This window comes from Nocardioides sp. WJ219 (assembly GCF_058559815.1).
Genome location: NZ_JBZUJV010000014.1, coordinates 50386 through 69762, shown reverse-complemented (window position 1 = coordinate 69762; position 19377 = coordinate 50386). Strand labels below are relative to the sequence as shown.

The window sequence follows — 19377 nt, the reverse complement described above, 5'->3', positions numbered from 1 at the left end:
ACACCACGCCGCGCCGCCCCTGACAGCCCTCGTCGTCACCGGCCGAGGGGACGGCGCCTCAGGCCGGGTACGGCAGCAGCGTCCGGTCGACGGCCTCCCAGGCCGAGCGGAGCGCGGCCAGGTCGTCGGGACGCTTGCGGGCGAGGTCCGCCTGCTCGCGGACGTCGGCGTCGAGGTCGTAGAGGCGGTCGACGCCGTTGATCCGGGCGTACTTGAGGTTGCCACGGCGCAGGGCGCGGCCGCCCCGGGTGCGCCAGAACAGGTCACGCTCGGGCACGCGTCGGCCGCGGAACAGGTGCGGGACCAGGCTGGTGCCGTCGAGCGGGTACGCCGGGTCGGGCCGGGCGCCGCCGAGCTCGAGGAACGTCGCCATCCAGTCGGTGGTGTAGACGGGGGTGTCGTCGACCTGGCGGCCGCCGAGCCGGCCGGGCCACGACACGATCATCGGGACCCGGATGCCGCCCTCGTTGACGCCGGCCTTGTTGCCCGACAGCGGCCAGTTGTAGGAGAACCGCTCACCCCCGTTGTCGCTCTGGAACAGCACGATCGTGTCGCGGTCCTGACCGGTGCGGCGCAGCTCGTCGAGGACGCGTCCGATCGACCGGTCGAGGTCCTCGACCATCTCGACGTACTTCTCGATCGAGCCACCGTCCTCGTGGAAGAGGACGCGTTGCTCGCCGGCCTGGAGCCGCGCGGTGAGCTCGTCGCTGACGGCCTTGTCGCCGCGGCCCTCCCACGGCCAGTGCGGGGTGGTGAAGTTGAGGTTGAGCAGCCACGGCTGCGACTGACGGGCACCGCGGCGGACCACCCCGACGGCCTTCTCGGTGATGATGTCGGTGTAGTAGCGCGGGTCCTGGACCTGCTGCTCGCCCTCCCAGAGGTCGTAGCTGTCCTTGGCCTGGTACTTGCTGAAGTAGTCGATGCCGCCGGAGTAGTTGCCGTAGAAGTAGTCCCACCCCGACTTCAGCGGCGAGAAGTGCGGCAGGAAGCCGCCGTGCCACTTGCCGACCATCGACGTCGAATAGCCGGCCGAGCGCAGCAGCGACCCCAGGGTCGGGTGCTCCGGCGGGATGCCCTGCGTCGGACCGACGGCCGTGATCGGCTCGGCCAGGCCGCCGGGCGTGCGCCCCGGGTGTCGGCCGGTGTAGAGCGCGACCCGGGTCGGCGAGCAGACCGCACCCGCCGAGTAGCCCTGCGTGAACCGCACCCCCGACTTGGCCAGCCGGTCCAGGTGGGGTGTGCGGATGTTCGGCGAGCCGTAGACGCCGAGGTCACCCCAGCCGAGGTCGTCGGCCAGGATCACCAGGATGTTGGGCCGGGGTGTGCGGCCGTTGCGGGCGATCGCCCGGAACGGCTCCTCGGCGTACGCCGGGCCGGCACCGGCCGCGGCGGCCGCGCCGAGGGCGCCGACCGCCCCGACGGCCGCGCCGGCGATCGTGCGGCGCGTGATGCCGGTGGCGGGAGAGGCGGAGGGACGGTCGGGCATGCGGACTCCTGGTCGTCTAAGTCGAGTGAATCACTCGACACAATAGTGCAGGAGGTCTTGCCGCGGACGACCGCCTCAGGCGACGGCGGTCCCCTCGAGCTCGACCAGCTGTCCGGGAACCGCCAACCGGGTCACGCCGAGCATTGTGGTGGTCGGTGCCACCCGGGCCGCCCCCAGCCGGGCCGCCAGGACGCCGTAGTGCTGGAAGAGCAGGTCGACGTCGGTGGTGTAGACGTTGAGCCGGACGAGGTCGGCCAGCGTCATGCCGGCCGCGCCGAGCACCGCCTCCAGGTTGTCCAGGCTCAGGGCGAGCTGCGCTGCCAGGTCACCCGCGTGCTGCGGGGTGCCGTCGGCGCCCATCGCGGTCTGCCCGGAGCAGTACAGGGTCCGGGTCTGACCGGTGACCACCTCACCCTGGTTGAACCCCATCTCCACCGACCACGTCACCGGGTTCACGGCCGTTCGTTCGATCGCCACATCAGCTCCCCTCGTCGCGTGGGCACACCCACGACCTGCACCATCGCCGCCGGCCGGCGACGCACCCGAAGCCTCTCGACCTTTCACGACACCCTGTGTCAGGTATTCGCTAGGTTCGTCGGGTGCGCGCCGACCGGTTGGTCTCCCTGGTGCTGCTCCTGCGCCAGCGCGGTCGGCTGACCGCGGACGCACTGGCCGGCGAGCTCGAGGTCTCCACCCGCACGGTCCTGCGCGACATCGAGGCACTCTCGGCGGCAGGCGTCCCGGTCTACGCCGAGCGCGGGCGGCACGGCGGGTTCGCGCTGCTGCCCGGGTTCCGGACCGAGCTCACCGGGCTCAACCACGACGAGGCCCTCGCCCTGCTCACCGCGGGGTCGGGTCGCGGCGACCAGGTCTTCGGGCTCGGCTCCGCTCTCGCCTCGGCCATGCGCAAGGTCGTCGACGCGCTCCCCGAGGGCCACCAGGTGGCGGCGAGCAACGCGACCCAGCGGTTCCTCGTCGACCCCGAGACCGACCTGCTCTCGCGGCCGCTGTCCACCAGCGAGGTCCCCGACGCCACCATGGTCGAGGTCCGCCGTGCGGTCCTCGACGGGCACCGGCTCCGGATCCACTACGCGTCCAGGGGCCAGGACCCGCAGTGGCAGACCGTCGACCCGATCGGCCTGGTCACCGTCCGCGACCGGGGATACCTCCTCGCGACGCAGGCCGGCACCGACCGCACCTTCCGGATGTCGCGCATCCTCGCCGCCGAGGGGCTTCCCGAACCTGCCGCGCGTCCCGACCAGGTCGACCTCCGGCGGATCTGGGCCGAGCGTTGCGCCCGGTTCCTCTCCGAGGGCCACCTCGCCGTCCAGGTACGGGTCGACCCCGCCCGCCGGGACGACCTGCTGGACCTGGCGGAAGCCGTCCGCGCCGAGGAGCCCGAACCGGACGGCTGGCTACGCCTCGACGTCACCTTCCAGGACCAGTGGCACGCGGAGTGGGCCCTCTGGCAGCTCGGCACCCACGCCGAGGCCCTCGCCCCGCCCGAGCTCCGCGCCTCGCTGCACGACCGCGCCCGGAGGGTCGCCGACCGCTACCGAGACCCCTCCTGAGCCAGCAGCCCGGCCCGGTCGGTGGCGGCGCGGCCCACGCCGGTCGGTTCGAGTCGGCCACCGCACCGGGTGCCGCCGCCCTGGTCGAGCAGCTCCACACGGCCCATCGGACCGTCATGGTCCAGCCCTACCTCGACGGCATCGAGACGCACGGCGAGACCAGCCTGATCTACCTCGGCGACCGGTTCTCCCACGCCGTGCGACGCGAACCGCTGCTAGCGCCGTCGTCGTCGCGGACGTGCTGGCCACCGTCCGGCCCGTCAGCACGACCGCCGAGCAGCTCGCGACCGCCGACGCCGCGCTCGACGCCGTCCCCGGCGGACGACGGCGAGAGGCTGGCCCGAGGAACATCGCGTTCCAGTCGGCCGCCTGGACGTCGCGGTCGACCTCGAGGTCAGCGGTCGGTACGACGCGGACGGCCGCGCCCGCGCTTGCTCGCGACGACCTGACCGTCGACCAGGATCCGGCCGCCCCACACGCCCCATGGCTCACGGCGCTCGAGAGCGCCCTGGAGGCAGCCGTCGCGGCGCGGGCAACCGCCGCACCGCGCCTGGGCGACGGCGAGCGGCTCGGGCTTCTCGGCGAACCACAGGTGCAGGTCGGTGCTGCAGGGGAGCGTCTCGACGACGGGCTTGGCGGTGGTGGTGGTCATGGCGGACTCCGCGGTGACAGTGGGGACGACACCACCGTGGCGCGACGGGCTTGCGGCCGGCTGACACCCGGCTGGGACTCCTCTGCCAGCGGGCACCAGGCGGAAAAAGCCCGGCGCGCACCCGCTGTGTCTTCCTACACTCCAGCACGTGAGCCACGATCTCGCCGTCACGGTCCTCGGACCCGTCGAGGTCGTCTCCGGCGGCGACGCGTCGCCGCTGATGCCGGCCCTGCGCGCCCTCCTGGCCGCCCTGGCCGTCGACGCGCCCCGCGTGGTCTCGGCCGACGCCCTGCTCACCCGCCTGTGGGACGGCGACGCCGGCGAGGGCTCGATGGCCACCCTGCACAGCTACGTCTCGCGGCTGCGTCGCCGCCTCGGTCCCGACGTGCTGATCACCCAGGCGCCGGGCTACCGGCTCGACCTGGCGCCCGGCGCGGTCGACGCCGTCCGCTTCACCTCCCTGGTGCGGGCCGCCCGCGAGGAACCCGACGCGGCGCTCGCGCGACCGTTGGTCGCCGAGGCGATCGGGCTGTGGCGGGGCGAGGCGTACGCCGACGTGCCGCAGCGCTTCGCCCGGGTCGAGGCTGCCCGGCTCGGCGAGCAGCTGCTCGAGGCGCACGAGCTGACCGCCGCGATCGACCTGCGCCTGGGCCGCCACCGAGACGTCGCCGAGGACCTCACACCGCTCGTCGAGCGAGAGCCGTTGCGCGAGGGACTGCGCGGCGCACTGATGGTCGCGCACTACCGCTGCGGGCGGCAGGCGGCGGCGCTCGAGGTCTACGAGGAGGGCCGGCACCGCCTCGCTGACGAGCTCGGCGTGGATCCCGGACCGGCGCTGCGTCGGCTGCACGAGCAGGTGCTGCGCCAGGACCCCGCCCTCGACGCGCCGGAGGTGCCGGCGCCGGCAGCGCCCGCCGCCCCTGGCCGGGCGACCCCGCCGGCGGGCAGCGCGACCCTGGTCGAGCCGCCGACCGCCCTGGTCGGGCGCGAGCGGCACGTCGACGACGTCGTCGCGGCGCTCGACGACGGCGCCCGCCTGGTGACCCTCACCGGCGCGGGCGGCGTGGGCAAGACCCGTCTGGCCCTGGCGGTGGCCGGCCGCGTCCGGCAGCAGTACGCCGACGGCGTCGCGCTCGTCCCGCTGGCGACGTTGCACGACCCGCAGCTCTTGCTGCCGACGATCGCCCACGCCCTCCAGCGCGTGCTGCCGGCCGTGGCGACCGACCCCGGCACCGACCTGCACGACGAGCTCGCCGCGCTGCTCGCCGACCGCCGGCTGCTGCTGGTGCTCGACAACATGGAGCAGCTGCTCGACGCCGCACCCGAGGTGTCCCGGCTGGTCGCCCGCTGCCCGGGGCTGGTGGTGCTGGCGACGAGCCGGGCGCCGTTGCGGGTGGCCGGGGAGGAGGAGCGGCTCGTCGAGCCGCTCGCCGTCCCGGCCGGGCGCCGCGACGTACCGATGACGCCCGAGGAAGCGGCGCTCTCGCCCGCGGTGTCGCTGTTCGTGACCCGGGCGCGGTCGGTGGCGCGCGGGTTCGTCCTCGACGAGCTCAACGCCGAGGCAGTCGCCGAGATCTGCCGTCGGCTCGGCGGCATCCCGCTCGCCCTCGAGCTCGCGGCGGCCCGGATCCGGTTGCTCAAGCCGTCCGTCCTGCTCGATCGGCTCGACGAGGCACTCGCCTCCGGTCCGCGCGACCTGCCCGAGCGGCAGCGCACGATGCAGGCCACCCTCGACTGGAGCTACCGACTCCTCGACGAGCCCGCGCGGCGGCTGTTCCGCGCGCTCTCGGTGTTCTCGGGCGGCTGGACCCTCGACCTGCTCCTCGACGTCCTCGGTCCCGAGGCGGTCGGCCCCCTGGAGGACCTCGTCGAGCACTCGCTCGTGACCGTCACCTGGTCGGTGGAGGGGCGGCCGCGCTACGCGATGCTCGAGCCGGTCCACCAGCACGCGAGCCGGCTGGCCGGCTCGGAGGAGCACGGCGACGCCGCGCGCGCCCACGCCGTCGCGTGCGTCGCGCTGGCCGAGCGCGCCGCCCGCGGCTACCGCGACGGCGAGCAGGTGCACTGGCTGCAGGTGGTCGACGACGAGCACCCCAACCTGCTCGCGGCGATCGAGCGCTCGATCGTCTCGGGCGACCACGACGCTGCGGCGCGGATCACCTGGTCGCTGTGGCTCTACTGGTGGTTCCGCGGCTACTTCGCCCTCGGCCGGCGGACAGCGACCACGGTCGTGTCCCTGCCCCGTGCCTCCGAGGCGGCCCGCACGCGCGCCACCATCGGCCTGGCCGCGATGGCCTTCGCCCAGGCCGACCACGTCGCGGCGGGCGAGGCGTGGCTGTCCTCGCGCGACGCGGCGGCCCGGATCGGTGACGTCGAGGCCGAGGCGCACTCCGAGGCCGGGCTCGGCATCGTCGCCCTCACCCGAGGCGATCTCGCCGGCGCCGAGACCCACCAACGCCGCGCAATCGCGCTGGCCGAGATGCTCGGCGCCCACACCGACGGTCCGTGGATCCTGGCGATCAACCACGTGTGGCTCGGCACGGCGCTGCTGGAGCAGGGGCACCGTGACGAGGCGCTCGGCCACTTCCGCCTCGGCCAGCGACTGGCCGACGAGCGCGGTGACCGACTCGGCGCGTTCGTGGCGCTGTGGAACCGGGCCCGTGCCGAGGCCGGCACCGACGACGACGCGGCCCACCGCCACCTGAGCGAGGGCATCCGGCTCTCCTGCGAGGTCGGCGACCTCGCCAACCTGTCCTACTACCTCGACGCGCTGGTCGTCCTGGAGCACCGGCGCGAGGTCGGCCGTGACCCGCTGCGCCTCGCCACCCTGCTCGGCGCAGCCGAGGCCTGCCGCGACCTCGGCAACGGCCAGTCCTACGGCGGTTACTACCTGCCCGACGACGCCGCCCGCGACGCCGCCGCGCTCGAGCTCGAGCGCGAGCTGGGCGCCGCGGCGTACGCCGAGCGGGCGCGGGCCGGCCGGGTTCTGGGGCTCGACGGCAGCGTGGCCCTGGCACTGGGGGACGAGGGCCTCAGGATCGCCGGATCAGCGGCTGGGTGAAGGGCCACTCGCGGTCGAGCCAGCCGGGCAGGTGGCCGACCAGCGCGGCCTCGACCGAGGGACAGTCGGGCACCGACCACGCCACGACCACGTCGTACGACGGATCGGTCCCGGGCCCCAGCACCACGGTGCCCAGCACCCGGCGCTCCTCGTCGTCGAAGACCCCGTAGACATACGCCGTCCGGGCACGCGTCGCAGCCGCCGCGGCGGCCAGGTCGAGCCCGTCCGGCAGCCCGGGCAGGCCGTCGTCGGCCTGCCGCAGCGGCCGCAGGTGGTGCCCGCTGGCGAGCTCGGTCCGGCCCGGGTGCTGGAACCAGGAGGCCAGCCACGGGCTGGTCGTGTCGTTGCTGGGGTCCACCTCGCCACCGTGCCTGGCAGTCCCGGCACCGGCCTTGCACTCCGCTGGCAGCGACCCCTCGACACCCCAAGCCGTGGGCAACCGGCGGGCAAGCGGGGGCCACCAGGCTGCGCCACGGCCCCGAGATGCGGGTCCCGTCCCGAGGAGAACAGACATGCACCTCCCCCGCGCCCGCGGCCTCCTGATCGGCCTGCTGGTCCTGCTCGTCCTGCCCGCCCTCGTCGCCTCCGCCTCCGCCCGGGGCGTGGCGGCCGAGTGGCAGAACGGCAAGCACGACGAGGACACCATCTACGACTGCTGGCTCGAGCGGCCACGCACCGGCGTGAGCGCCGACGCCGGCTGGCTGCCGCCCGGCGGTGAGGTGCCGGCGGTCGGCGAGACCTTCTACATCCGCGGCTACGCCGGCCTGGTCGGCCTGCCCTGCAGCGGCACCGTCGCCGTGATCCCGGAGATCCTGCTGCCCACCGGCGTCGAGTGGGCCGACGACGCGGCCCACCCGGTCCGGTGGGCGCTGACCGAGCCAGGTGAAGCCCAGGAGCTGAGCACCGAGCAGCTCGGCTACTTCCAGGGCCGCAACGGCGGGGTCACCTTCGAGGTGCCCGGCGGCGGTCCCTGGACCCTGCGCCAGGGCTACGTCCTGGAGATCCAGGTACCGGTGCGGGCCACCCGCGAGCTCAAGGGACCCGCGACCCAGCAGCCCGAGTGCGACGACCGTCGCGAGGGCGACGCCCCGTGCAAGGTCACCGAGGCCGGCGATCACGTGCAGGTCGCGTTCACCGTCGGGGGGCACGGCGGCGACAAGTACTACGTGACGCCCTACGTCGCACTGTTCGCCGCCAAGCGGGGCACGACGCCGACCGACCCCGCCCCCAAGACGGCGTCGACCACGACCGCCACCTACACCGTGAGCCGACGGGCCGCCGGCCGCGCCGTCGTCACCGTCCGCAGCGCCCACCGCCCGACCGGCCGGGCCGTGGTGCTCGACCGCGGGCGCCGGGTCGGCACCGCCGTCCTCACCGCGGCCGCCCGCGGCCGGGTCACCGTCGTGCTCCCCCGGATGGCCCGGGGCCGGCACGTCCTGGTCGCCAGGTACGCCGGCTCGACGCGCGTGAAGCCGTCGCAGTCGGCCCCCCGCACGGTGCGTGTCCGATGAGGCGCGACCGCACCCGCGGCCTGCTCGCGCTGGCCCTCGGCGTCCTGACCGCCCTCGCCGGGCTGCAGGTCGTCGCCGCCGGGTCCGCCTCGGCCGGCCAGCTCGGCCTGACCATCGAGATCAAGGGTGCCGCCAAGGTCACCGTCATCGAGGGCACCGTCGAGGACGGCGCCTCCACGGTCTGCGACTTCCGGCACTCCCTCGACGACCGCGTCGTCAACACCTGCCCGCGGATCCGCAGCTCCGCGGTGTTCAGCGCCGTCGTGTGGCTGCGCATCGAGGTCGCGCAGTCCGACACCGACGTGTGGGTGCCTGACAACTGGTCGGGTTGCACCACCGTGCGCCACGTCAGCGGCGACCAGTACGACTGCAAGGTCGAGTCGGAGGCGTTCAGCAGCACCGAGAAGACCGTGCGCGCCGAGGCGTACGACTCCACCTCACCGGAGATGACCTCGTGGACGCAGCGGCGCTCGACGACGCAGGACCGGACCTCCACCTACGAGTTCGCCGCGACCCAGGGCGAGCTCGAGTGCAGCGTCGACCGCGCCGCGTCCTTCTTCCCGTGCACCAGCCCCTACACCCACACCTGGCCGTCGCCCGGCGAGCACGTGCTCCTCGTGCGCGCCTACGACCTCTCGCGCCACACCACGGGTGTCGAGAACCTGACCGACACCCACCTCGACACCTCCGTGCGCACCGCCCCACCCGCCGAGTCGGCGTCGCGGACGGCCGGGTTCGTCGTCGACGCCCCGCTCGCCACCGGGCTCCGGTGCTCACTCGACGGTGCGGCGTACGACCCCTGCGGCGGGCCGGGTCAGCCCTTCGAGCTCACCGGTCTCGCCAACGGTCCGCACGAGCTGCGGGTCTACGCGGTCAGCCCGGTCTCGCGCGACGAGGTCCCCGCGGTGCACCGCTGGAACGTCGGCGTCTTCCCGGAGACCGTGCTCGAGGGCACCTCGTTGCTCGGCCGGACCGCGCAGTTCTTCTTCGGCTCACCCGACGGCGTGTCCTTCACCTGCAAGGTGACCGGCCCGAGCCACTCCTCGGACTGGCTGGGGTGCCAGTCGCCGGTCGCCCTGGAGGGCCTGGCCGACGGCGACTTCACCTTCGAGGTGCGCGCCCACGACGCCGTCGGCAGCGTCGACCCGACGCCTGCGAGCCACGCCTTCACGGTCGTCGGCCCCACCGACCCGGGGCCCGACCCGGTCACCCCGCTCCCCCGCACCGCCAGGGTGGTCAAGGTCGTCGACGCCGACACCCTCGTGCTGCGTGCCGACACCCGCACCTTCCGCGCCGACCTCGCGGGCCTGACCCCGCCGACCAGGCCACGGTGCACCGTCACCCGTGCCCGCGCCGCCCTGGCCAAGGCCACGAGTCCCGGCACGGCCGTGCGGCTCGTCGCCCGACCGGCCTCCCGCGCGACCGGCTCCAGCCCCTGGACCGTGATCGTCGGCAAGCGCGACCTGGCCCGCCAGCAGCTCTCCGCCGGTCACGCCCGCCTCGACCGCCGCGAGGCCCCCGCCTCGCGTCGTGCGGCGTACGCCGGAGCGCAGCGGCAGGCGCGGAAGGCGCACCGCGGGTTGTGGGGCCGCTGCTGATCCCCTCGCGGTCGACCGAGCGTCCCCGGTGCGGAGCCATCCGTGCCGGGGACGCCCGCGTCCGGGAGACCCGGGCCCCGCGCCCGGCACACCGCCGGCGCAGCTAGCCCTCGTCGCGGACGCCCTTGTGGGGCTTCTTGCTCACGCTCATGATGCGGCCCGTCTTGGTGTTCCGCTTCACGAACGTGCCGTTCGGGTGCTTGAGCTCGCTGCGGCTCCTCACGGCGCCGCGTCGCGATCCCTTGCCTGTGTTGGTGGCCATGTCGTCACCTCCTCCACCGGCATCGAGACCACCGTAGGTTCGACCACCGACAATCTGCTCGTCGATCCCCCGGGAGTGCTGCGCCGACGTGCTGGATGTACATGGGCGCCGGTGGGAGGGTGGCCCGAGGAGGTCGCCATGAACCAGTCGCACGTCTTCGACCCGGAGCTCCACGAGGCCGGGTCCCCCGCCGCACAGGGCCGGTGCTCCCACCACGCAGAGGGCGGTGCGGGCAGCGGCTCCTGCGCGGGCGAGGCCATCGTCTCGTTCCAGACCGGCGACGGGCAGTGGGAGTCGGGCTGCTCGCTCGCGCTGGAGCAGCTCGTCGAGCAGGGTGAGATCGAGCCGCTCGGGCAGGGCGGCTGACGGGGCCGACAGCTCTGGCGGGCGCTCAGGCGCCGTTCGTGGCCTCGTGCCAGTCCCAGTGCGCCTTCGGGTACTCCCCCGACGCCGCCACCAGCGACCCGCACACCCGGCACACCAGGCCGCGGTCGGTCTCGGTGTCGAACATGTCCATCACGTCCGGCCCGGCTGCGTCCATGCTCTCGTCGGCCATCGACCCACCCTAGCCCCGGCTCGCGCGCGCCGGCTCGGCGCCGGAGACGGCGTCCCGCGGCTCGTCGTGCATCCCGTGCCAGTCCAGGCACAGCATCGTCGCGTCGTCCTGGAGGGCGTGGCCGGCGGCGGCGAGGGCGTGGTCGGCGAGGGCGCGGACGACCTCGCGCGGGTGCAGGTCGGCAGTGCTGCGGATCGCGCTGGGCAGGTCGACCGACGCCACGTTGCGCTCGAGCATGCCGTCGGTGACCAGGACGAGCCGGTCGCCGGGCTCGAGCGGCACGACGGTGCCGGCGTACGTGCTGTCGGCGAACATGCCGAACGGAAGGTCGGCGCGCAGCTCGAGAGCGGTGAGCTCGTCACCGCGCAACAGGTACGGCGCCACGTGACCGGCGTTGACGACGTCGAGGTGGCCCGAGCGCAGGTCGAGGCGACCGACCAGTCCGGTGACGAACTCCTCGTCGAGGGAGCGTGCGGCGTGCTCGCGCACCGCGGCGTTGGCCTCGTGCGCCTGGGCGAGCAGCGACACCCCGCGACGGCGTCCGCCGCGCAGCCCCGCGAGGCACACGCTGGCGGTCAGCGCGGCGTCGACGCCGTGGCCCATCGCGTCGGTGAGCGAGAGGTGCAGCGCGTCCCGGGCCAGGCTGTAGTCGAACGTGTCGCCGCCGATGCTCGCGGCCGGCTCCAGCCACCCCGCCAGCGTGAAGGCCGCGGCCTCGCAGGTGCGGGCCGAGGGGAGCAGTCGCTGCTGGATCTCGGCTGAGAGGCTGAAGGACCGGGTGCGCTGCCCCCACTCGAAGAGGTCGGTGTGCCGGCGGTTGGCGATCAGCACGAACGCCAGCAGGTGGGCGACCCGTCCGATCTGGGCCACCACGTCGGGGTCCGGCTCGTCCGGGACGTAGAGCTCGAGCACCCCGATGGACTCGCCGCGCTCGGTGACCGGCGCCAGCACCGCCCACTTCCCGGCTCCGGCGCCGTCGCCATCGCCGTCGACGTGCGGCTGCGGCCGCACCACCTGGGCGGTCTGGGTGCGCACGGTCTGCTCGTGCGGGCCGCCGTCGAACGGTTGAACCGTCGCCGACTCCTCGTCGTCGCGCCGCTCGCCCGCCACGGGTACGTCGGCGCCGGCGGCCGCGGCGGGCGCCAGCGGCACGTGGGCCAGGCGCACGAGGGCCCGCCCGGACAGGTCGGTGACCAGGAACGACACCGCGACCGCGCCGAACGCCGTACCGAGCTCGCGGGCGACCGCCTCCACCGCCTCGACCGGGGACGCCGCCTCGGCCGCCGCCAGGACGCTCTCGACGTCCACGACCGTCCTCGACCTCGCCACGGCAGGAGCCTAGGGGTCGGCTCAGGTGGCTGCCGCCACCAGGCTCGCCAGGAGGACCAGCGGGAGGGAGACGACGGCGCCGAGCGACGTCGCCAGCGTCAGCGTCTTCAGGCTGCCCTTGGTGGAGAGGTCGAGCAGCGTGGTGAACATCCAGAAGAAGTTGCTGTTGACGTGCAGGGCGAACATCGCGCCCGAGGCGATCGCCAGCGCGATGACGACCGGGTCGACCCCGAGCGAGCCGACCACGGGAGCGATGATGCCGGCGGCGGTGATCGCGGCGACCGAGACCGACCCGATGGCGAAGTGCAGCAGCGCGGCCACGAACCACGCGAGCAGGATGCTGAGGATCACCGGGGCGCCCTCCTCCACGGAGAAGAGGTCCTCGAGGACCTCCTTCATCCCGCTCTCGGAGATGACCGCGCCGAGCGACCCGCCGACGCCGGTGACGAGGAGGATCTCGCCGGTCGTGTGGAACCCGGCCCCGAGGACGTTGCCGACCGTCTCGGCACCCGACGCCGCCCGGACCATGGCGAAGGCGATGAGCAGCCCGAGGAACAGGGCGATGTTGGCGTCACCGAGGAAGTCGAAGACCGGGTTGGTGGCGTCGGCCACGTCGAGGATGGCCCCGGTGGCGATCAGCACCAGCGGCACCAGGATCGGCAGCAGCCGCACCCCCAGGCTCAGCCGGGCCGCGCCCTCGACGACGGGTACCGCCTCGGCCTCACCGTGGCGGTGGCCCTCCTCGTCGACGACCGCGTCGGGGTCGAGGTCGGTCTTCTCGTTCCAGAGGCCCCGGCCGAGCAGCAGTCGGAAGAGGAACGTGGTGATCAGCGCGGTCGCCAACCCGATCGGCAGCCCGTACAGCAGGTAGGTGCCGAGGGGGACGTCCATCAACCCGGCGATGGCGACCGCTGCGAGGCCCGGCACCACGAAGACGTAGCCGGCGAAGATGCCGATGCCCATCGCGCCGGCCAGCCACGGCAGGCCGTGGCGGCGGTCGACGGCGGACGCGGACTCCTTGGCCATCGGCGCCGCCAGGACCACCTGCACGTCGACGTAGATGGAGGGGAAGATCGTGGCGAGCGCCGCGGCCATCGCGTACGGCAGGCGGCCGCCCACGCTGCGCGCGAGGATCGCCACCAGGTCGTCGAAGGTGCCCATCGCGTGCAGCAGCGCCCCGATGAGCACGCCGAACCCGATGAGCAGGCCGACCTCGGCCATGATCTCGCCGAACCCCCCGGTGATCAGCGAGACCGTGCCCTCGGCACCCTGCGACGTGGCGAGGCCGAGGTAGATGCACGCCAGGAGCAGCGAGATCACCGGGTCGATCTTGAACCTGATGATCAGCACGATCGCAGCCAGGATTGCGACGGCTGAGTGCACGATCTCCATGGGCATCCCGATCTGTCGTGTGACGAGCGGCACCACCGTAGGGGATGCCGTCGGCGAACGGGCTCAGGAGACCAGGGCGTAGAGACCGGGTCGCCGTTCGGCGTAGTGGTCCCGGGGTCGCTGCCGGGTGGCGCGGGCGCGCGGGAGCGGTGGCGGTGGCCGGTCGGGGCCCTGGTCTCGACCTGGTGGGCGGCGACGACGTCGGCGCTGGCCCAGGCTCCGGTGGCTGACGCCAGGCTGGAGGTCGGCGACGCGGGCGACGAGCCTGGCCTGCCGCGCGCTCAGCGCAGCCTTGAGGCGTTCGACCTCCGCGATCTCGTCGATGCACGCGGCTGCGGCACCGGGGTGGTCGTCGGGTGGGAACAGGTGCTCGATAATTGGACAGATCCGCACACCGTGCCAGACCTCGACACGAGGTGGTTGAAACGTCACACAGCGGAAACGCGACCGAACGCGGCCGGTGACGCGGCGTACCTAGAACGGAGGACGACACACCCACCTGCCCGAAAGGCGCTGCTACCTCCATGCCCACTCGTCCCTCCGGGCGCCGTACCGCCCGCCTCGTCGCCGTCCCGGCGGCCCTGGCGGTCGGCCTCAGCGCGCTCGCGGTCACGCCGTCCTCCCAGGCGCTGACCTCCGTCACCACCGCCAACGCCGCGACCATCTCGATCAACGACGCCCGCCGCCCCGGCCTCGACACCGGCTCGATCCGCAACGTCAGCGGCTCCCGGTTGGAGGGCTTCGGCAACGTGTTCGTGCACGTCGACGCGTCCTCGGGCGAGGCGCCGCGGATGAACGGCCAGATGCTGCGCGGGTTCGGCCTGACGCCCGCCGCACCGGGGTCCTACCGGTCGACGCGATCGGTCCGCCTCGGCGGCGTGCTGGTCTCCCGCAAGGTCCAGGTGGCGACGGCCAGCAGCACCACCAGCTTCTTCGACACCTTCACCAACACCGCGACCGAGCCCGTCACCGTCGAGGTCTCCTTCGGCGGGTCGCTCGGGTCGGGCTTCTCGACGCCGGCGACCGGCACGGCGAGCCCCAACAAGGCCACGATCAGCGCGACCAGCAGTGGCGACACCGCCGTCGACCCCGTCGACACCTGGGTCGCGGCGACGACGCCCGGCAACACCCGGCCCACCGGCGTCGTGGTCGGCGCCGACGTCGACGCGATCGGCGACCAGCAGTCCGACCCGTTCACCACGGCGTACGTGCCGACCGGGAGCCGGGCCAACGACCTCGGTTTCGTCCGCGAGCTGACGATCGAGCCGGGCGAGACCGAGTCGCTCGTGCAGTACGTCGTCGTCGGCGACCTGCCGGCCACGACCGGCGCCCCGGCTATCGACGCCACGACCGCCGCGCTGGCCGCCGACCCGGACTTCACCGGCCTCACCGTCGACGAGATCTGCACCCTGCAGAACTGGGACCTCGCGTCGTACACCGCCGCCTGCGCCGGCGCCGAGCCGCTGCAGCTAACGGCGGCGGAGCCCGAGGCGGAGCACACCACCGACGTCGCCTACGACGTGACCGGCAAGACGATCGCCGACCTGCAGGCCGACCTCGTCGCCGGCGAGGTGACCTCGGTGCAGGTCACCAAGGCCTACCTCGACCGGATCGAGGCCTACGACGGCGGCGCGATGGGCTTCCAGTCGTTCATCACCGTCGCCAAGGACGCCGTCGCGCAGGCGATGGCCGCCGACGAGGCCCGCGCAGCGGGCCGCACCGGTGACCTGCTCGGCATCCCGATCGCGCTCAAGGACCTCTACGACACCAAGGACATGCCCACCTCCGGCGGCACCCTGGCGTTGCAGGACTGGGAGCCCGGCGCCGACGCCTGGCAGGTCGCCCGGCTGCGCGACGCCGGCGCCGTGATCATCGGCAAGACCAACCTCTCGGAGTTCGCCAACTCGGGCTCGTTCAGCGAGAGCGGGTTCAAGCAGACCTGGAACGCGCTCTACCCGTCGAAGACCTCCTTCGGCTCCAGCGGCGGCTCGGCCACCGCCGTCGCGGCCGACCTCGCCCCCGCGGCGATGGGCACCCAGACCGGCGTCTCCCTCTACGCCCCGGCCACCGGGGCCGGCCTGACGACGTTCCGTGGCACCGACGGCCTGACCAGCACCAACGGCGTGATGCCGCTGACCTGGGCCACCGACTACGCCGGCCCGATCGCCAAGTCGGTCACCGACGTCGCCTCGATCCTCGACGCGACCGCCACCCGCACCACCGGCAACGACCCCGCCGACCTGCTCACCTCGCGGGTCGACAACGCCCTGCGCCCGGCGGAGTGGAAGTCGTCGCTCGACGCGGATGCCCTGCAAGGCAAGGTGATCGGCTTCGTGCCCACGGCGTTCCGGTCGACGGCGATCGCCGACGACGACGCCGGGGCCGTCGCCCTCACCCAGGCCACCGCGGCGATCGAGGCCGCCGGCGGCCGGCTCGTGCCGCTCGCCGACGGCCCGACTGCTCCGCCCGCGCCCACCGGCAGCTTCCCGACGACCGGCAGCGCCGGCGCCGAGGGCTGGGAGCGCTACCTCGCCGAGCCGCGGCCGGCGACCTTCCCGCTGACCACCGAGCAGCTGATGGAGAGCCCGCGCAACCTGCCCTACAACGTCTCCGGCAACTACACCGCGCAGCCGATGGACGACGCCAGCGTCACCAACCTGCTCGCCCGCCGCGACGCCTACAAGCAGACCGCCTCGGCGTGGATGGACACGGCGTTCGGCGACGAGCCGGTCGACGCCGTCCTCTACCCGGGGTTCCTCACCAGCGTGGGCAACAACGACGCCGCCTCGGCGATCTTCAGCTCCGACCGCGCCTCCGGCGTCATCACCCAGACCGTCGGACTCCCCACCGCGATCCTGCCGATCGGCACCAGCGGCGAGGGCTACTCCAACAACGTCCAGATCGTCGGGCGCGCCTGGGACGACGCCGAGGTGCTCGGCATGGGCTACGCCCTGGAGCAGCAGGCCGACGCCGCCGTGCACACCGAGTTCGCCCCGCCGCTGGCCTGGAGCGGGCCCGCGGCGTCGGTGACGTCGCTGGAGCTGGGCACGACCGCGACGACGTATGGCAAGCCGGCCACGGCGACGGTCGCCGTCGCCGCCGACCCGGCCGCCACCGGCACGGTCTCGGTGGAGGTGGCGGGCTCCTCGGTCACCGGGACGCTCGCCGACGGTGCCGTCACGCTGCGCCTGCCGGCGTCGGTGCCGGTGGGCACCCACCTGGTGACGGCGACGTACGCCGGCTCCTCGACGGTGGCTCCGAGTGCGGCGACGGCGACCCTGAAGGTCACCCGCGCCGCCCCGAGCATCGCCGTCGGCCTGGTCAGGGCCACGGTGCGCCAGGGCCAGAAGGCGGCGATGACGGTGCGGGTCGGTGCGCCGGCCACCGTGCTCGTCCACGACGGCGCGAAGGTGCTGCGCACGGTCAAGGTCGGCTCGGCCAAGACGGTGGTGCTGCCGGTGCTGAAGCCGGGCGTGCACAAGATCCGCGCCTACGTCGTCGCCGGTGAGCAGTACGACGCGACGTGGAGCAGGACGCTGACCCTGCGGGTGCGGAAGAGGTAACCCCTCCCCTTCCCCATCGCGAGCGGCGCCGCGGACCTGACGGTCCGCGGCGCCGTTCAGCGTGGGGACAGCCGCACCACCGGGATGGTCCGACTGGTGCGCTCCTCGTACTGCTTGAACCCGTCGCTCGCCGCCTTGAACCGCTCCCACGCCGCGTCGCGCTCGCCGCCCTGCAGGTCGGTGGCCCGCACCTCCACCGTGCGCAGCTGCGTGCCGTCGCCGGTCTCGAGCGTGGCGTCGGGGTGGGCGAGGAGGTTGTGGTACCACGCCGGGTGGTCCGGCGCCCCGGCCTTCGAGGCGGCGACCAGCCACCCGTCGCCGTCCGGCAACCCCATCACCGGGTGCATCCGTGGCTGGCCGGACCTCGCGCCCGTGGTGTGCAGCACCACGAGCGAGTCGCCGAACGGCGCCACCTCGGTGACGACCCCGTGGCGGCGGTGGAACTCGTCGAGGACCTTCTGGTTGAAGTCGTTCATGTCGACAGTTTCCCCCGCGAGGTCGGCACCGAGGCAGTGACGTCCTCGGGCTCGGGTGGTGCGGTCAGACAGGTCGCCGCTTGAGCAGGACGGCGGCGGCCACGAGCGGCACGACGATCCAGGCGGCGAAGACGGCCGCACCGACGGCCGGGCTGAGCAGGGAGGCCTCCGGCGCCACCGAGGTGAACGAGCTGCCGGCCATGGACGGCAGGTACTGCAGGACGTCGTTCCGCAGGCTCTCGGGGAGGAGGATCATGCCAAGGCCCGGGACGACGAAGACGAGGCCGAACAGCGCCGAGATCGCCCCCGCCGTGCTGCGCAGGATGATGCCCAGCGCGAGACCGATCAGGGCCGTGCCCGTCAGGAAGGCAGCGACACCGATCACGGCGCGCAGGACGCCGGGATCACCCAGCGTCGCCGTGTCGTACCCGCCGCTGCCGATCAGGGCCTGACCGGCGAAGAACGCGACGAACGCGCTCAGCCCGAGCACGGACAGCGTCGTGACGGCCAGGACCGCGACCTTCGCCCGGAGCACGGGCAGCCGGGACGGCACCGCCGTCAGGGTGGTCCGGATCGTCCCGGTGCTGTACTCGCTGGTGATCGCGAGGACACCGAGCACGCCGATGATGAGCTGCGCGACCTGGACCCCGGCGAGGGCTGCTCCCGCCGAGTCACCCTCGGCATCCATGGGTGACCTGCCGAGCACCCCGCCGACCATGGCGGAGAAGATGAGGCCGATGAACAGGACGGCGCCTGCCGCCGCAGCGAGCGTGACGATGTTGCTCCGCACCGACCTGAGCTTGGTCCATTCCGAGCGCATGACGTGGCGCATCGCGGTGTGGCTGGCAACGGCGTGGGGGCGGGTGCCTGGCGCAGCGGCCACGGTCCGCCCAGGGAGGGTCCGGGTGGTCATCAGGCTGCCTTCTCGTCTGTGGGGTGGACGGTGGTGGTGTCGCCGGCGTACTCGACGGCGTCGCGGGTGAGCTCCATGAAGGCCTCCTCGAGCGAGGCCTGGTTGCTGCTCAGCTCGTGCACGGGGATGGCGGCGGCGCTGGCTCGGGCGGCGATCTGCTCGGTCGTGAGGCCGATGACGTCGAGTGATCCGTCCGGCTCCGTCGTCACGGTGACGCCGTCACCGGTGAGGAGCGGCTGCAGGTCGGCTGCTCGGGGGCTGCGGACGCGGACGCTGCGGACGGACCTGCTCATCAGCTCGGCCACCGGCAGGTCCGCGATCAGCTTGCCGCGGCCCACGATCACGAGGTGCTCCGCGGTCATGGCCATCTCCGTCATCAGGTGGGAGGAGACGAAGACCGTCCGGCCCTCGGAGGCGAGGCTGCGGAGCAGCTCGCGGATCCACCGGATGCCCTCGGGGTCGAGCCCGTTGACCGGCTCGTCCAGCATGACCGTCTGGGGGTCTCCGAGCAGGGCGCCGGCGATCCCGAGGCGCTGACCCATGCCGAGCGAGAACCCGCCGACCCGGTCCTTGCGGACCTCGGTGAGTCCGACCAGCTCCAGCATGTCGTCGACCCGGCGCGCGGGCAGGCCGTGGGTGTGCGCCTGGGCCAGGAGGTGGTCGCGGGCCGAACGGCCGGGGTGCGTCGCCCCGGCGTCCAGCAGGACCCCGAGCTCGTGGATCGGCAGGGCGTGCTCGCGGTAGGGGCGGCCGTTGACGGTGGCGCGACCGCTGGTGGGCTCCTCGAGGCCGACCAGCATCCTCATGGTGGTCGACTTCCCCGCGCCGTTGGGCCCGAGGAAGCCGGTGACGACACCGGGCCTCACCGTGAAGGTGAGGTCGTTCACCACCGTCTTGGAGCCGTACTGCTTCGTCAGGTGCTGCAGCTCGATCATGATGTTCTCCTCGTGTGGCCGGAGCTTCCGGCGTCGAGGAAACCCTGGCCGTCCGGGGTGCCTCCGGGCATC

The 19377-nt window shown here is 73.5% G+C and carries 17 protein-coding genes; 6 read left to right on the top strand and 11 right to left on the bottom strand.

The window, feature by feature from the left end; all coding sequences use genetic code 11:
* Positions 1 to 58 precede the first annotated feature (58 nt).
* The gene (locus AC4MBH_RS23205; RefSeq protein ID WP_491797782.1) at positions 59 to 1486 is read right to left on the bottom strand and encodes a sulfatase-like hydrolase/transferase; all 1428 of its coding nucleotides are present in this window, start codon (positions 1484 to 1486) and stop codon (positions 59 to 61) included.
* A 75-nt stretch (positions 1487 to 1561) separates the two neighbouring features.
* Positions 1562 to 1957: a RidA family protein gene (locus AC4MBH_RS23200; protein ID WP_491797809.1), complete on the bottom strand. Its 396-nt coding sequence runs from the start codon at positions 1955 to 1957 to the stop codon at positions 1562 to 1564.
* 128 nt (positions 1958 to 2085) lie between these two features.
* Between AC4MBH_RS23200 and AC4MBH_RS23195 the strand changes: the two genes are divergently transcribed.
* The gene (locus AC4MBH_RS23195; protein ID WP_491797781.1) at positions 2086 to 3057 is read left to right on the top strand and encodes a helix-turn-helix transcriptional regulator; all 972 of its coding nucleotides are present in this window, start codon (positions 2086 to 2088) and stop codon (positions 3055 to 3057) included.
* A gap of 394 nt (positions 3058 to 3451) precedes the next feature.
* Here AC4MBH_RS23195 and AC4MBH_RS23190 read toward each other — a convergent pair whose 3' ends face one another.
* Complete coding sequence (locus AC4MBH_RS23190; RefSeq protein ID WP_491797780.1) at positions 3452 to 3709, bottom strand: WhiB family transcriptional regulator; 258 nt, start codon at positions 3707 to 3709, stop codon at positions 3452 to 3454.
* A gap of 148 nt (positions 3710 to 3857) precedes the next feature.
* Between AC4MBH_RS23190 and AC4MBH_RS23185 the strand changes: the two genes are divergently transcribed.
* Positions 3858 to 6770, top strand: coding sequence for an AfsR/SARP family transcriptional regulator (locus tag AC4MBH_RS23185; RefSeq protein ID WP_491797779.1), 2913 nt, complete (start codon positions 3858 to 3860; stop codon positions 6768 to 6770).
* Here the strand turns inward: AC4MBH_RS23185 and AC4MBH_RS23180 are convergent.
* On the bottom strand, positions 6742 to 7128 hold the full coding sequence (locus AC4MBH_RS23180) for a hypothetical protein (protein ID WP_491797778.1): 387 nt from the start codon (positions 7126 to 7128) through the stop codon (positions 6742 to 6744). The genes AC4MBH_RS23185 and AC4MBH_RS23180 overlap by 29 nt on opposite strands.
* Positions 7129 to 7282: 154 nt before the next feature.
* Here AC4MBH_RS23180 and AC4MBH_RS23175 point away from each other — a divergent pair, with 154 nt between their 5' ends.
* Entirely contained in the window at positions 7283 to 8281 is a 999-nt protein-coding gene (locus tag AC4MBH_RS23175) for an Ig-like domain-containing protein (protein WP_491797777.1), read from the top strand.
* Entirely contained in the window at positions 8278 to 9879 is a 1602-nt protein-coding gene (locus AC4MBH_RS23170) for a thermonuclease family protein (protein WP_491797776.1), read from the top strand. Before AC4MBH_RS23175 ends, AC4MBH_RS23170 begins: the two co-directional genes overlap by 4 nt.
* Before the next feature lie 103 nt (positions 9880 to 9982).
* Here the strand turns inward: AC4MBH_RS23170 and AC4MBH_RS23165 are convergent, their stop codons facing one another.
* On the bottom strand, positions 9983 to 10141 hold the full coding sequence (locus tag AC4MBH_RS23165; protein WP_491797775.1) for a hypothetical protein: 159 nt from the start codon (positions 10139 to 10141) through the stop codon (positions 9983 to 9985).
* Positions 10142 to 10279: 138 nt separating this feature from the next.
* On the opposite strand from AC4MBH_RS23165, the gene AC4MBH_RS23160 reads away from it, so the two are divergent.
* A complete protein-coding gene (locus tag AC4MBH_RS23160; RefSeq protein WP_491797774.1) occupies positions 10280 to 10507 on the top strand; it encodes a hypothetical protein in 228 nt (75 codons plus the stop codon).
* 25 nt (positions 10508 to 10532) lie between these two features.
* Here AC4MBH_RS23160 and AC4MBH_RS23155 read toward each other — a convergent pair whose 3' ends face one another.
* The 3 genes from AC4MBH_RS23155 to AC4MBH_RS23145 are packed head-to-tail and all read right to left on the bottom strand — an operon-like array spanning position 10533 to position 13418.
* Positions 10533 to 10697, bottom strand: a complete 165-nt coding sequence (locus AC4MBH_RS23155; protein WP_491797773.1) for a hypothetical protein — start codon at positions 10695 to 10697, stop codon at positions 10533 to 10535.
* 9 nt (positions 10698 to 10706) lie between these two features.
* Entirely contained in the window at positions 10707 to 12026 is a 1320-nt protein-coding gene (locus AC4MBH_RS23150) for a PP2C family protein-serine/threonine phosphatase (protein WP_491797772.1), read from the bottom strand.
* Between the two features lie 21 nt (positions 12027 to 12047).
* A complete protein-coding gene (locus AC4MBH_RS23145) occupies positions 12048 to 13418 on the bottom strand; it encodes a GntP family permease (RefSeq protein WP_491797771.1) in 1371 nt (456 codons plus the stop codon).
* Between the two features lie 524 nt (positions 13419 to 13942).
* On the opposite strand from AC4MBH_RS23145, the gene AC4MBH_RS23140 reads away from it, so the two are divergent.
* The gene (locus tag AC4MBH_RS23140) at positions 13943 to 16981 is read left to right on the top strand and encodes an amidase family protein (RefSeq protein WP_491797770.1); all 3039 of its coding nucleotides are present in this window, start codon (positions 13943 to 13945) and stop codon (positions 16979 to 16981) included.
* 56 nt (positions 16982 to 17037) lie between these two features.
* On the opposite strand, the gene AC4MBH_RS23135 is transcribed toward AC4MBH_RS23140, so the two are convergent.
* From AC4MBH_RS23135 to AC4MBH_RS23125, 3 genes are all read right to left on the bottom strand, one after another.
* Positions 17038 to 17457: a nitroreductase/quinone reductase family protein gene (locus tag AC4MBH_RS23135; protein ID WP_491797769.1), complete on the bottom strand. Its 420-nt coding sequence runs from the start codon at positions 17455 to 17457 to the stop codon at positions 17038 to 17040.
* Positions 17458 to 17521: 64 nt separating this feature from the next.
* Positions 17522 to 18370: an ABC transporter permease gene (locus AC4MBH_RS23130; protein WP_491797768.1), complete on the bottom strand. Its 849-nt coding sequence runs from the start codon at positions 18368 to 18370 to the stop codon at positions 17522 to 17524.
* Positions 18370 to 19305 (bottom strand): ABC transporter ATP-binding protein, encoded by a 936-nt coding sequence (locus tag AC4MBH_RS23125; protein WP_491797767.1) that lies wholly within the window; start codon positions 19303 to 19305, stop codon positions 18370 to 18372. The genes AC4MBH_RS23130 and AC4MBH_RS23125 overlap by 1 nt, the downstream gene beginning before the upstream one ends.
* Positions 19306 to 19377: the final 72 nt, after the last annotated feature.

Coding starts and splice junctions, on each gene's coding strand:
- AC4MBH_RS23205 (WP_491797782.1), bottom strand. CDS start 1,486: ATGCCCGACCGTCCCTCCGCCTCTCCCGCCACCGGCATCACGCGCCGC.
- AC4MBH_RS23190 (WP_491797780.1), bottom strand. CDS start 3,709: ATGACCACCACCACCGCCAAGCCCGTCGTCGAGACGCTCCCCTGCAGC.
- AC4MBH_RS23175 (WP_491797777.1), top strand. CDS start 7,283: ATGCACCTCCCCCGCGCCCGCGGCCTCCTGATCGGCCTGCTGGTCCTG.
- AC4MBH_RS23170 (WP_491797776.1), top strand. CDS start 8,278: ATGAGGCGCGACCGCACCCGCGGCCTGCTCGCGCTGGCCCTCGGCGTC.
- AC4MBH_RS23165 (WP_491797775.1), bottom strand. CDS start 10,141: ATGGCCACCAACACAGGCAAGGGATCGCGACGCGGCGCCGTGAGGAGC.
- AC4MBH_RS23160 (WP_491797774.1), top strand. CDS start 10,280: ATGAACCAGTCGCACGTCTTCGACCCGGAGCTCCACGAGGCCGGGTCC.
- AC4MBH_RS23155 (WP_491797773.1), bottom strand. CDS start 10,697: ATGGCCGACGAGAGCATGGACGCAGCCGGGCCGGACGTGATGGACATG.
- AC4MBH_RS23145 (WP_491797771.1), bottom strand. CDS start 13,418: ATGGAGATCGTGCACTCAGCCGTCGCAATCCTGGCTGCGATCGTGCTG.
- AC4MBH_RS23140 (WP_491797770.1), top strand. CDS start 13,943: ATGCCCACTCGTCCCTCCGGGCGCCGTACCGCCCGCCTCGTCGCCGTC.
- AC4MBH_RS23135 (WP_491797769.1), bottom strand. CDS start 17,457: ATGAACGACTTCAACCAGAAGGTCCTCGACGAGTTCCACCGCCGCCAC.
- AC4MBH_RS23130 (WP_491797768.1), bottom strand. CDS start 18,370: ATGACCACCCGGACCCTCCCTGGGCGGACCGTGGCCGCTGCGCCAGGC.
- AC4MBH_RS23125 (WP_491797767.1), bottom strand. CDS start 19,305: ATGATCGAGCTGCAGCACCTGACGAAGCAGTACGGCTCCAAGACGGTG.